The sequence below is a fragment of the Desulfovibrio simplex genome (assembly GCF_055387835.1).
Genome location: NZ_AP042377.1, coordinates 177851 through 190776, shown reverse-complemented (window position 1 = coordinate 190776; position 12926 = coordinate 177851). Strand labels below are relative to the sequence as shown.

Annotated in this window: 13 protein-coding genes; all 13 read left to right on the top strand. The window is 59.6% G+C overall.

Annotation, left to right across the window (positions count from 1 at the left end; genetic code table 11):
- Positions 1 to 130: 130 nt before the first annotated feature.
- The 13 genes from ACZ5DH_RS00805 (at position 131) to ACZ5DH_RS00745 (ending at position 12876) form a co-directional block, all read left to right on the top strand.
- Complete coding sequence (locus ACZ5DH_RS00805) at positions 131 to 667, top strand: HPP family protein (RefSeq protein WP_464255279.1); 537 nt, start codon at positions 131 to 133, stop codon at positions 665 to 667.
- 300 nt (positions 668 to 967) lie between these two features.
- Positions 968 to 1822 (top strand): AzlC family ABC transporter permease, encoded by an 855-nt coding sequence (locus ACZ5DH_RS00800; protein WP_464255278.1) that lies wholly within the window; start codon positions 968 to 970, stop codon positions 1820 to 1822.
- A complete protein-coding gene (locus tag ACZ5DH_RS00795) occupies positions 1819 to 2169 on the top strand; it encodes an AzlD domain-containing protein (protein ID WP_464255277.1) in 351 nt (116 codons plus the stop codon). The genes ACZ5DH_RS00800 and ACZ5DH_RS00795 overlap by 4 nt, the downstream gene beginning before the upstream one ends.
- The gene (locus tag ACZ5DH_RS00790) at positions 2169 to 2519 is read left to right on the top strand and encodes a DUF4911 domain-containing protein (RefSeq protein ID WP_464255276.1); all 351 of its coding nucleotides are present in this window, start codon (positions 2169 to 2171) and stop codon (positions 2517 to 2519) included. Before ACZ5DH_RS00795 ends, ACZ5DH_RS00790 begins: the two co-directional genes overlap by 1 nt.
- Positions 2520 to 2660: 141 nt before the next feature.
- Entirely contained in the window at positions 2661 to 3374 is a 714-nt protein-coding gene (gene pyrH, locus ACZ5DH_RS00785) for a UMP kinase (protein ID WP_464255275.1), read from the top strand.
- Positions 3375 to 3517: 143 nt separating this feature from the next.
- Positions 3518 to 4078 (top strand): ribosome recycling factor, encoded by a 561-nt coding sequence (gene frr / locus ACZ5DH_RS00780; RefSeq protein WP_464255274.1) that lies wholly within the window; start codon positions 3518 to 3520, stop codon positions 4076 to 4078.
- Positions 4079 to 4563: 485 nt separating this feature from the next.
- Positions 4564 to 5286, top strand: a complete 723-nt coding sequence (gene uppS, locus ACZ5DH_RS00775; RefSeq protein WP_464256578.1) for a polyprenyl diphosphate synthase — start codon at positions 4564 to 4566, stop codon at positions 5284 to 5286.
- On the top strand, positions 5276 to 6094 hold the full coding sequence (locus tag ACZ5DH_RS00770) for a phosphatidate cytidylyltransferase (protein WP_464255273.1): 819 nt from the start codon (positions 5276 to 5278) through the stop codon (positions 6092 to 6094). Before uppS ends, ACZ5DH_RS00770 begins: the two co-directional genes overlap by 11 nt.
- Before the next feature lie 489 nt (positions 6095 to 6583).
- Positions 6584 to 7915 (top strand): 1-deoxy-D-xylulose-5-phosphate reductoisomerase, encoded by a 1332-nt coding sequence (dxr, locus tag ACZ5DH_RS00765; RefSeq protein WP_464255272.1) that lies wholly within the window; start codon positions 6584 to 6586, stop codon positions 7913 to 7915.
- A complete protein-coding gene (locus tag ACZ5DH_RS00760; RefSeq protein ID WP_464255271.1) occupies positions 7909 to 9114 on the top strand; it encodes a M50 family metallopeptidase in 1206 nt (401 codons plus the stop codon). Before dxr ends, ACZ5DH_RS00760 begins: the two co-directional genes overlap by 7 nt.
- The gene (tsaB, locus tag ACZ5DH_RS00755) at positions 9111 to 9989 is read left to right on the top strand and encodes a tRNA (adenosine(37)-N6)-threonylcarbamoyltransferase complex dimerization subunit type 1 TsaB (protein ID WP_464255270.1); all 879 of its coding nucleotides are present in this window, start codon (positions 9111 to 9113) and stop codon (positions 9987 to 9989) included. Before ACZ5DH_RS00760 ends, tsaB begins: the two co-directional genes overlap by 4 nt.
- A 418-nt stretch (positions 9990 to 10407) precedes the next feature.
- Positions 10408 to 11250: a septal ring lytic transglycosylase RlpA family protein gene (locus tag ACZ5DH_RS00750; RefSeq protein ID WP_464255269.1), complete on the top strand. Its 843-nt coding sequence runs from the start codon at positions 10408 to 10410 to the stop codon at positions 11248 to 11250.
- Between the two features lie 690 nt (positions 11251 to 11940).
- Positions 11941 to 12876, top strand: coding sequence for an EamA family transporter (locus ACZ5DH_RS00745; protein WP_464255268.1), 936 nt, complete (start codon positions 11941 to 11943; stop codon positions 12874 to 12876).
- Positions 12877 to 12926: the final 50 nt, after the last annotated feature.

The following is a 12926-nucleotide window of genomic DNA, read 5'->3' as shown; positions in this document are numbered from 1 at the left end:
TTTATGCAGGGAGTGTACTCTGATGGTACCTGGCCGGAATAAAAGGCGAAGTTCGACGCAGAAATAACTGGAAAGGCGCTCGTGACGGCACTGTCTAACACCCCGACTGAACAAGGAACAAGGATATTCAATGACACGCATCCTGAACCGCATACGCTCAAGCCAGTCCCAGCCCCGCGTAGGCTGGAATGAAATTTTCTGGGCATGGTCGGGCAGTTGCCTTTCCGTTGCCTGCCTGGCCCTGCTGGAAAAAGTCTGCGCGCAGGAATGGAATCTGCCGCTGCTCATCGGTTCCTTCGGAGCCTCCGCCGTGCTGGCCTTTGGCGCGCCCCACAGCCCTCTGGCCCAACCCCGCAACCTGGTGGGCGGGCATGTATTGTCCGCGCTTGTGGGCGTGAGCAGCCAGGCCATGATGGGCGCGGAACCCGTGCTGGCAGCGGCACTGGCCGTTTCCACCGCCATTGCGCTTATGCACATGACCCAGACCCTGCACCCTCCGGGGGGAGCCACTGCCCTTATTGCCGTTATCGGCGGCCCCGGCATTCATGAAATGGGCTACTGGTACGTTCTGCTGCCCTGCGCCGCCGGGGCCACATGTATGCTTGTGCTGGCTCTGGTGGCCAACAATCTTGCTGCCCGCAAAAGGTACCCCATATTCTGGTGGTAGTACGCCCGAAGCCTTCTTTTGGGCCACGCCGCACGTTATCGCATTTACGAAACACATATCACAGGAGCGTAGAATGTCCGCCACTTGCCACACCGCATCAAAAAGAGTAGCCATATTTTTTTTAAGGAAGCACTGTTAAAGAGCCTCCTGGAAACGCGCAGTTATTTCCTTTGGCAAGGCGCGATCTTCTTTTGAAGCAGGAGTGGACTCTTCCGTCCTCGACTGTTTCAAAAAAAGTGAAGCAACGCCGCCAAACGGAATAAATCAGCGTTTCCTTAACAGTTGATGAGGTGCTGTCACATGTCGAGCAATTCCCCCGCTTCCCCCCTGGCGGAGGGCCTGCGCCGCGCACTGCCCATTGTGCTCGGCTACACACCCGTAGGCTTTGCCTTCGGGGTTCTGGCGGTCAAAAACAACATTCCTCCTTCTCTGGCTGTGGCCATGTCCGTGCTCATGTTTTCCGGGTCCGGCCAGTTTGTCTTCGCAGGCATGTGGGGCGCGGGCGCGGGTACCCTGTCCATCATGGCGGCGATCTTTATCGTGAATCTGCGCTATCTGCTCCAGTCAGCCGCGGAGTCTCCCTGGCTGGCCGGTCTGCCGCGTTTTCAGCGCCTTTTGCTGGGTCTTGGACTCACGGACGAAACATTTGCCGTTCACGTCACGGCCTTCCAGAACGGCTGGAAGCGCAACCTCACCACGCTTTTTGTCTGCAACCAGACAACGCAGGCCGCCTGGGTGGGCGGCAGCGCCATTGGCGCGTTTTGCGGGGAGCTTGTCACCGACGTCAAGCCCCTCGGGCTGGACTACGCCCTTACCGCCATGTTTCTGGCTCTGCTGGTGCCGCAGTGCGTGAACCGCCTGCATGTTCTGGTCGCCATTTTTACCATGACGCTGTCCATCGCCCTCAAGGTTTCGGGCATGAGCCAGTGGAACGTCGCCGTGGCCACGGTGGTGGGAGCCAGCCTCGGCACGGCCCTGCTGCTGTACAGGGATAAAAAGGACGCCGCCTGCGCCCGGCAGCCCGGCTGCGCCTGCGCGGAAAAAGCCCCTGCGGAAAAATCCAGTGACGCGACGCGCCATGAGCGCAGCAACGCTTCCAGCCGGACGGATACAACAGACCTGATGACGGCAAACACTGACGAGGTGCAGTCATGACCGAAACGAGCTGGCTTGATGCCCACCTTGCCCTTATCCTGTGCATTGCGGGCTGCACTGCTGTAACCCTGCTGTCCAAACTTTTGCCCGTGACCTTTCTCAAGGGCGACAATCTGCCCCTGACGCTGCGCCACTGGCTGTCCTTTGTGCCCGTGGCCGTCATGGCCGCGCTGGTCGGCCCCGATGTTTTCATCTACGAAGGCCAGTTCAACCCCGGCCCCTCCAATCTCTTTCTCATGGCGGCCTTGCCTGCCCTGCTGGTGGCGTGGTGGTTCAAAAACTATTTTCTGACCATTGCCGTGGGCATCGGCCTGGTGATTCTGGCGCGCTTTACGGGGCTGTACTGATGCACGACGGACAGGACACGCCGCCAGCAGCCGCCCTGCAGGTCCCGGCCCTGCGCAAACGCCGCAAACCCGCCCCGGCCCTTGCCGCCCCGGAACTGAGCGGACGTCTTCTGGTTCGTCTGACGCCGCACCATACGGCTCTTTTTCGCTTTCTGCTGGAAGCCTACGACCATACGGCGTACTTTACCGTGCTGGAACCCAAAACGGCCCTGCTCAAAATCGTCTTTTCGCCCCATCTGGAAAAAGAGACCAGGACGGCCCTTGCTGAAATGGCCCGCAGCCTGCCCTTCAGCGTTGAAGAATGGCCCTTTTCCCGCCCGCCGCGGGGGCGCAAAAAGACTTTGAGCTAGCCACATTTTCTGTTATGACTGCCCTGTTGCGGGAGAACGGGCCCGGGGTGGCCCGGTCCCGTTTTTTCACGCCCGCGTGATGGGCGATCCCTTGCACAATCGCCCGGCGAACAGGCCGGTCATTCCGACGAAGGCGGACACATGTCACCGACATACAAGCGAATTTTGCTCAAACTGAGCGGCGAGGCCCTTGCGGGCTCCAACAAAACCGGCATCGACCCTGAAACCGTGGCCGAAATATGCCGCGAAATCGGCACTGTTCTTGCCATGGGCGTTGAAATGGCCCTGGTTATCGGCGGGGGCAACATCTTTCGCGGTCTTTCAGGCTCCGCCAAGGGTATGGAGCGCTCTTCCGCCGACTATATGGGCATGCTGGCCACAGTGCTCAACGCCCTGGCCGTGCAGGACATGCTCGAAAAGCAGGGCTATCCGACCCGCGTGCTTTCCGCCATCACCATGCAGGAAGTCTGCGAGCCCTTCATCCGCCGCCGCGCCCTGCGCCACATGGAAAAGGGCCGCGTGGTCATCTGTGCCGCAGGCACGGGCAATCCCTACTTCACCACCGACACAACGGCAGTGCTGCGCGGCATGGAACTGAAGTGCGACGCCATCATCAAGGCCACCAAGGTCGACGGCATCTACGACAAGGACCCCACAAAGTTCAGCGACGCCGTAAAATTTGACTCCATCACCTATGATGAAACATTGTCCCGCCACCTCGGCGTGATGGACGCCACGGCCTTTGCCCTGGTGCGCGACAACAATGTGCCCATCATCGTCTGCCGTATGCTTGGCGGCGACATCAGGCGCGCCGTCATGGGCGAACCTGTGGGCACCATAGTACACAACGCCTGATGCATTCAGCGGCGCGGCTGTGAGGTCCGTGTCGCGCGGTCTGGCATTGCAGTGTCAGGCCTGCTTCAGATTTTTCACAAAGGGAGGCGCAGCGCCATCCCCACAGGAACAGGCCGCAGGCCGCAGCCCCAAGGAGAATATTTATGGATATCGACAGCATCCTTTTTGATGCCGAAGAACGCATGGAAAAAGCCCTTGCCGCTCTTGACCGCGAGTTTGCCAAACTGCGCACGGGACGCGCCACCACCGCCCTCGTGGACGGCATCAAGGCCGACTACTACGGCACCCCCACGCCCATCAGCCAGATGGCCTCGGTAGCCGTGCCCGACAGCCGCACCCTGACCATCCAGCCCTGGGACAAGGGCGGCATAGCCCTTATTGAAAAGGCCATTCTCAAGTCCGACCTTGGCCTTACGCCTGTCAACGATGGCAAGGTCGTCCGCATTGTCATGCCCCCCCTGACAGAAGAACGCCGCAAAGACCTGAGCAAGGTGGCGCGCAAGTACAGTGAAGACGCCAAGGTTGCGGTGCGCAACGTGCGCCGCGATGCCAACGACAGCCTGAAAAAGCTGGAAAAAGACAAGACCATTACCGAAGACGACCAGAAGCGCGCCGCCGAAGATGTGCAGAAGCTCACGGACAAGTACGTGGCTGATGTGGACAAAAAGTGCGCTGCCAAAGAAAAGGAAATAATGGAAATCTAGAGCATTTAACCTTTGAAAAATGGTGCTCTAAGGCTGCGCCAGAGCGCGGCGCGCCACAACGTGGCGTGGATTCTGTCAAAAATCGCATTTTTGGCTGAACGGCGAATTGAAATGTGAAGCATTTCAAAGATAATCTGGTCCAGGGCAATCTTACGTTGACATTGCCCTGGCGGCCACGCGGGCAGGCGCTCGCCGTAACGGCGCGGCGCAACCTTTGAGCGCATATGCTCACAAGGGTGATCCGCCCGGGCCGTCAACAGAGAGTCCCATACGGGCCGTAGCCCGCCGCGTTCACTGAAAACGGGGCGGGCTGCGGCGCGACTCGCCCTATCCTGCCGGAATATTTCCGGCAAAACCGGGTGGGCCAATACCCCAGGGATTTTTCCCTACAGGCTGAAAGTATGACGCAACTAAGCACGCCCCCGTCCGGCCAGCCTCCCAGCCGGACGCCAGACACGGACCCCGCCCCGCAGGCCGGGCCGCCGATGGAGCTTTTGCCCGAACAGTTGCCCGCGCACCTGGCCATCATTATGGATGGCAACGGACGCTGGGCACAGGCCCGCAACCTGCCGCGCGAGGCCGGGCACAAGGCTGGCGCGGAAGCCGTGCGCGCCGTTGTTACCGAATGCCGTAAAATTGGCATACGCCACCTGACGCTCTACACTTTTTCCAGCGAAAACTGGAACCGCCCCAAGACGGAAATAAGCGCCCTCTTCGCACTGCTGCTGGATTTTCTGCGCCAGGAACTGCCCCGCCTCGAAGAACAGGGCATTGCCCTCAAGGTGCTGGGCGATCTGGACGGCCTGCCTCTGGCCCAGCGCACGGCCTTGCGTCACGCCATAAAACGCACCGCCCCCGGGTCGCACATGACCCTGAACCTTGCTCTCAATTACGGCTCAAGGGCCGAGCTGGTCCGCGCTGTCCGGTCTTTTCTGCGCGAAGGCGCGCAGCCCGAGGACGTTACCGAAGAAAGTCTGGCGCATCGTCTCTATACGGCCGGGCAGCCTGATCCAGACCTGCTCATCCGCACCAGCGGCGAGCAGCGCCTGAGCAACTACCTGCTTTACCAGTGCGCGTACAGTGAGCTGTACTTCACTCCGACACCCTGGCCAGATTTTGACGCCGCGCAACTGCGCCTGGCGTTGGAAGCCTACGCCGCGCGCTCGCGCCGCTTCGGCAAAACACAGGAGCAAATTGATGCCCATTGAACCCACCGCCAATCCCATCGACTTCCGCCGTATCATAACCGGCGTGGCCCTGGCCGCAGTGCTGCTGCTGGTGCTCTGGCTGCGGGGCTGGCCCTTGCTGTTCTTCATTCTGCTGGTTTCCGCTCTGGCCCTGTGGGAGTTTTATTCACTTTTCTGGGGCCCCAACGGGCGCATCCCCAGCCGCGTCTGCGCCATTGCCCTTGGCTGGGGCATGCTGTGCCTGACCTGGCTGCACCGCCCGCAAGACGCCCTTGTGTTTCTTGGCGCGGGCTTCGTGCTTTCGGCCATGAGCTTTCTTTTCAGGTGGGACGTGCTTGAAGAGGAAAACGCCTTTGTTTCCAGTGGGATATTCATGGCGGGTCTGGCCTATGTGCCTTTGCTGCTGCTGCCTGCCACCTATCTTTCCACCACCAAGCTCATCTTTGTCATAGCCGCTGTGGCCATTTCCGACACCGCGGCCTATTTTGTCGGCACGCGCTTTGGCCATCACAAGCTGTGGCCCCGCGTCAGCCCCAAGAAAAGTTCCGAGGGCGCGGTGGGCAGCCTTGTGGCCTGCGTCATTTTCTGCGCCATCTACGGCGAGATATACGGCAAGACAGGCTGGTTTTCCTTTGCGCTTCTGGGCATTGCGGTAAACGCCTTTGCCCAGGTGGGCGACCTTTTTGAATCCGCCCTCAAGCGCTCGGTCAACGTGAAGGATTCCGGCCATCTGCTGCCGGGCCACGGCGGCGTTCTGGACAGAGCCGACAGCCTGCTGTTCGCCATGCCCATGGTGGCCGTTGTGGATCAGTGGTTTTTCTTCTTTTAGGGAAACGCTGATTTATTTCGTTTGGCGGCGTTGCTTCACTTTTTTTGAAACAGTCGAGGACGGAAGAGTCCACTCCTGCTTCAAAAAAAGCTCGCGCCTTGCCAAACGAAATAACTACGCGTTTCCAGGAGGTTCTTTAATCAGTGCTTCCTTAGACAGTATGGTCACGAGCGCCTTTCCTGGTATTTCTGCGTCAAACTTCGTCTTGATATGACTGGAAATTCATCTCGTGACGACATTATCCGGGGCGTGTACTTTTTCAGCGTAAAAATGTTCCAGCCCCGTGGCACTGGTTCGGCAGCGACGTGATCGCGGGAGAAAGCCGCGAAAAAATTTGCGGTGCGCCGCGCGGGGTAAATGGTTTTTTACAGCGGCCCGGCCAAAGGGCCGCTTGAATTTTTCAGCGCCGGACCTATTTTTTCACATGGGCATGTCCGCCTGCCCATGCCAGCAGATTCCAATCACGGCGGCAACAGACAGGATGCAGACATGGCACAACTCTGGCCGGGTCAGGGCGGCCCTTCCATTGACTATATCTCCGGCCCGCCGGACGCCGCCTGGAATGACGCATGGCCACGCGGCCTGTGCATACTGGGTTCCACCGGATCCATCGGACGCAGCGCTCTGGCCGTAGTTGCAAGCCATCCGCAGGCTTTCCGCATTGCGGGGCTTGCCTGCGCCCGCCAGATTGACCGTCTGGCCGAACAGGCCGCCCGCTGGCGTCCGCCGTTTCTGGCGGTGCTGGACGAGGCTGCCGCGGCCGGGCTCAAAAAGCTTCTGCCGCAGGGCTATGCCCCGGACATTCTGGTGGGACGCGCGGGCTACGCCCGCATGGCCGCCCTGCCCGAAGCCTCCACCGTGCTCTCGGCCCAGGTTGGCGCGGCGGGGCTGGACGGAACTCTGGCCGCCGCTCTTGCGGGCAAGGTCGTCTGCCTTGCCAACAAGGAATCTCTGGTTCTGGCGGGCGATCTGGCGCGCCGTATCTGCGCCTGCACCGGGGCCGTCATCCTGCCCGTGGATTCGGAACATAACGCCATTTTCCAGTGCCTTGCCGGACGCGGGCAGGAAGTGAAGCGCCTTATCCTCACGGCCAGCGGCGGGCCTTTCCGTGGCCGCAGCCGCGAAGCGTTGCGGGACATAACCCCCGCGCAGGCGCTCAAGCACCCCAACTGGAACATGGGAGCCAAGATAAGCATAGATTCGGCGACGCTTATGAACAAAGGCCTTGAGGTTATCGAGGCCTATCACCTCTACGGGACGCCCCAGGAACGCATCAAGGTTCTGGTGCACCCGCAGTCGGTGATCCATTCGCTGGTGGAGTTTGAAGACGGCACGCAACTGGCGCAGCTCGGCACGGCGGACATGCGCCTGGCCATCGCCAACTGCCTGCTGTGGCCGCGCTGCCTGCCTGTGAATGTGCCGCCCCTTGACCTTACGGCCACAGGCCTGACCTTTCATGAGCCGGATACCGACGTTTTTTCCTGTCTTGATCTGGCGCGCCAGTCCCTCGCCTTGCGGGGCGGACGCTGTGTTGTTCTCAATGCGGCCAACGAGGCCGCTGTGGAGCTTTTTCTTGAAGGCCGCTGCGCCTTCCTTGACATACCCCGGCTGATCGAGGCCGCACTGAAGGCGCATGACGCCAGCGAGCCCGGGCACCAGCCTTTCTGCGCCCCGCTTGAACAGGGCGCGGCCATGCCTTCCGACCGCATGGCCGCTCTGAAAAGTGAGGTCCATACCCTGGCGGAGCGCCTCACGCGCCTTGACCGCCAGAGCCGCGAGCTTGTACGCACCCTTGCCCGCGACGGAGAATCCGCATGCTGATAACTATCATAGCTGTATCCCTTGTTCTTGGCGGCCTTATCTTTTTTCACGAACTGGGGCATTTTGCCGTGGCCCGCAGCCTGGGCATGGGGGTTTCCACCTTTTCTCTGGGCTTTGGCCCCAAAATCCTCAAGCGCAAATGGGGCAAGACGGAATACGCCCTGTCCCTGGTTCCCCTGGGCGGCTACGTCGCCCTGGTAGGCGAGCAGGACGACAGCGAACTGCCCGAAGGTTTCACGCAGGAAGAAAGCTTTTCGCTGCGGCCAGCCTGGCAGCGTCTGCTGGTAGTCGCAGCCGGGCCTGTGGCCAACATGCTGCTGGCATGGCTCTTGTGCTGGATTCTGGCCTTTGGCTGGGGCACGCCCCAACTGCTGCCGCAGGTGGGCGGCCTGGTGGAAAACGGCCCCGCTGCCAAGGCGGGAGTGCAGGCTGGCGACACCATAGTACGCATTGACGGCCAGCCCATCGTTGCGTGGGAAGACATGACCCGCGCCATTGCCCGCAGCAACGGGCAGCCCCTCAGCGTTGTTCTTGAGCGCCCCCACAAAGCCTCCATCAATGGAGAGGAAGCCGGGCAGGGCCAGGCTGGTCAGCCCGCCGCCCCTGCCGGAACATCCGGCACTGATGCGACCTCTGGCCAGAGCGGTACGCCCCCCAGCATAATGACTGTTGAAATCCGGCCTGAAATGTCCGTGAGAAAAACCATCTTCGGCGAAGATGAAAAGGCCTGGCTTGTGGGCATACGCAACACAGGCGCAGTGCGCCTTGTGGAGCACGGATTCTGGGGAGCGGCTGCGGCAGGCGCGTCCCAGGCCTCGGATATGCTTGCCCTGACCTGGAAAAGTTTTGTAAAACTGGTTGAAAGGGTGGTTCCCCTGGATCAGGTGGGCGGGCCCATCATGATCATGCAGATGGTGAGCAAGCAGGCCCATGAAGGCATAGCCGGCCTGCTGGCCCTGGCCGCGCTCATCAGCATCAACCTCGGGGTACTGAATCTCCTGCCCATTCCCGTGCTTGACGGCGGCCAGATCGTCTTCTGCCTGTGGGAAATGATTTTCCGTCGCCCGGTCAACGCCAGGGTGCAGGAATACGCCATGCGGGCCGGTCTGGCCCTGCTGGTCGCCCTCATGCTGCTGGCCACCTACAATGACCTCTGGCGCATCGTCAAAAGCGCCGGCTGGTTCGGGAGTGGATCGTGAGCCCATATTCCACCGGACTTGAGCTTATTCTCAACGCGGCTGAGGGCGTATTGCAAATCGTCGTTACCGACGATGAAAAAACGCTTTGCTCCCAGCAATGGCACAAGGCTGACCGCGCCACGGAAATTCTCGCTCCCGCGCTGGAAAGCCTCTGCACCGCTCTGGACATAAAACCCAACAGCTTCCGGCGCATAGCCTGCGTGCGGGGGCCGGGTTCCTTCACAGGCATACGGCTTGTTCTGGCAACAACAGCCGCACTGCGCAGAACGGGCAAGGCCGCCGTGACCGGGCTGGATTACATGCAGGCCCTTGCCACAACGGTTGCGCTGCGCGGCCAGCTCCTATTTGGCACGCCCATATGGGTACTGACCCACGCAAGGCGCAACCTCGTGCACTGCCAGCCTTTTCTGTCATACGGCCCAATGATTCCCGCGCAGCCCGGCAGCACGGTGGACTTGTGCTCCCCGGAGGAGGCCCTTAAGCGCATTGTGGCCAGCCGCACGGCTCCCCTGCCCGATGGCGTGCCCGCGGGCAGCCGCACCATATGGGTTTGCGGCAGCGGCCTTGCGCGCAACGCCGCTGTTTTTTGCCCGCTGGATATTATGCGCCCGTCACCGGACGGCACGCGCCCCAAAACCGACGATGGCGCGCCCATCGTCACGCGGGATGAACTGGTAACGCCCGGCATCAATGCCCTGTGCCTGCTGGCCCGCCACGGCGAATTTGCCGATGAGGACATAGAGCCCCTGTACGTGCGCCCCTGCGACGCTGTGGAAAACCTGCCCCAACTGGCCCCGCGCCAGGGCCTGACCGGCGAAGAGGCCGCGGCCTCTCTGGAACACCTGCTCCAGCGCCCGCCCCAGAGCGACATCTAGAGCCTTTTACCAGGGGATATGGTGCATTGCTTTTCGGCGCAGGGGAATTTTTCTTTTCTTGTCCTGCGTAGCACGGCAAAAATCCTTCTGGTTGCCCAGGAATTTTGCCCGTTTTTTGCCTTCTCCAGGCTGCGGATCTGGGTTCTGCAAACGATAATTCCTGCCAATTGGAGGCACCCTAGAGTTTCTCTAGAAAAAATTTTACGCTAACCATCTGTAATAAAAAAATTTATCAGTTTGACACCGAAGTTTTTATTACTGTATATTCTTGGCACCAAGAAAAGGCACTCCCTGATTGAGACTGACTGGTTCAGGGCGCAAGGCGCATCTGCCGTCATCGGAGGTCTCCAGGGTCAGGATCACGGGCGTGATCCGTCCGCATAGCCGGACAGCCTCGAACAGTAACCAAGGAATGATCATGAAGTATTCACGCTGGCCTTCCATGCTGGCTGTTGCGGTCGCGTGTATGTTGCTGACCGCCCCCATGAAAGCCGACGCGGCTTCAGCAAGCTCTCCTCCTGACAATACCTCCTCTGGTGTATCCGCTTCTGCCGCCTCCAAAAAGTCCCAGAAGTCTGAATCGCGCTCAGCCAAGTCTGAAAAGTCAAAAAAATCCAGCTCTTCAGACAAATCTGGCAAAACGTCCACGTCTGGCAAGTCTGCCAAGTCTGCCAAGTCTGACAGCTCGGACAAATCGGCCAAAAACCGCAAAACCGCAAAATCTTCAAAAAAAACCCGGCAAGTTTCCGAACAGGGCACCGACAGCCGCGATATCTGGCTCAAGCGCGCCCAGGAAAGTGAAGTTTTCAGCGGCAAGGCATCGTGGTACGGCCGTGATTCGCACGGCGGGGCCACTGCCAGCGGCCTCAGCTATGACATGTATACATTCACCGCTGCCCACCGCACCCTGCCCATGGGCACTGTCGTGCGCGTAACCGATCAGGAAAACGGCAAAAGCGTCATGGTCTGCGTGACAGACCGTGGCCCCTTTGTGCGCGGGCGCATCATTGACCTTTCCTTTGCCGCAGCCAAGCAGCTTGATCTTGGCAAGCGCGGCGTTGGCAAGGTGGAGCTTGAAGTCGTCAGCGATGAAAGCGGCACCCCCCTGCAAGCGGATCTGGCCTACTATGTGCACTACAGCGCGGCCATGGGCGACGAGCGCATCGGGCCCTTCCGCGCATTCGCCGACGCCGCCGCCATGCATGAGGCCCTGCGCCAGGCCCACCCTGAGGCCGAAGTGGTGCTTGACCAGTCCCGCTAGCGCGGTCAGCACATTCATGCCAGCAATTTTGGCGCGGCGCATTGCTGCGTCACGGGGAGGTTCGGCCTGTTTTCAGGCATGATGCCCTGCACGATTCTAGAGCGTGTAACCTTTTTTAAAGGTTACACGCTCTAAAACTGCACGAGAGTGCAGCGCGCCGCAACGTGGCGTGGATTCAGCCGAGCTTCAGCCGTTGCGACTCAGGAAGCTACGGATAAAGCAACGGCTGCCGCAAAGACAGCATTGGTTATCCGTAAACGGCAAAGACCCGCTAACGGCTACCGCAAATCGCATTTTTCGGCAGTATGAAAACTTTGAATTACTTCATATTTCAAAGTTAATCTGCTCTAGACCAAATTAACTTTGAGAATGGATATTCTCAAAGTTTAAGACACGCATGCTCCGACGCTTAACAGCGCAAATAAATTGCGCTTACGCCTTCGCTGCGGGCGCCTGCTCACGCAGTCGCCAGAGCAATTTCAAAGTGAAAATGCTCTAAAGACATTCCGGCTGTCGCACACGGCCCGTTCCGCATTGCAGCAGAGCGGGCCGTTTTTATCAGTCGCCGCATCTGGTAAACACGCGGAAAAGCAGACAAACGGCGCCTTTTGCCAGCGCATCCAACCCATTGCCATAACTTACTTTCTTCGCTATTCAGAATACGCGCACCTGCGCATAAAGAAGGATGTCATGGGGTTTTTCTACAGTCTGCTTTCCTCGGCCGCTTTTGGGCTCATCCCCCTCTTCAGCCTGCCGCTCATGGCCCAGGGCCTCTCTCCGGCCACAGTGCTTTTTTACCGTTTTTTCATATCTACCGTCATACTGGGACTTTTTCTTCTATTGCGCGGCGAGTGTTTTTACACGTCAGGCCGCAACCTGCTCAAACTGGCGGGCATGAGCCTTATGTATGCCCTGGCCGCCCTGCTCTTCATTGAGGCTTTCGCGCATCTGCCCAGCGGCGTCGTGGCCACACTGCAGTTTTCCTATCCGGTCATGGTTATGCTTATCATGATTGCCTTTTTTCACGAGCGTTTTTCCTGGATCACAGCCCTGGCCGTGGTTCTTGCCATTGCCGGAGTATATCTGCTCAGTAACGGAGCCCCGACAGCGGAAAGCCACGCGGAGAGCGCCGCGGGCATAAACGCCCTTGGCCTCATACTGGCGCTGGCTTCGGCCGTGTGCAACGCCGTCTATATCACAAGCATTTATGCCGCGCGGCTCACCAATATCACCGGCCTTATGCTGACCTTCTATGTCATGGCCTTTGGCGCGTTCTGCTCGCTGGTCAATTCTCTGGCTTCCGGAAGCTTTCAGCTGCTGGGCAGTTGGAAAGAACTGGCGCTGGCACTGTTGCTGGCCGTGATCACCGCAGTGCTTTCCAACTTCACCCTTATTCTGGCGGTGCAGCGCATCGGCTCTACCCTCACTTCCGTGCTGGGCGTTATGGAACCGGTTACCGCCGTCATCGTGGGTATACTGGTTTTCAACGAGCCTTTCAGCATACCACTTTTGCTGGGCATTGTTCTTATTGCCGCCTCCGTGGTGCTTATCATGATGGGAGGCCATATCCGACTGGTGCTGGCAAAGCGCAAGGCAGCAAAACAGGGCATAAATCCTTCAAGCTGAGTTTATCCGCTGCGGATCAACCCCTGCGCGCGCCTGACAGGCCAAAAGCG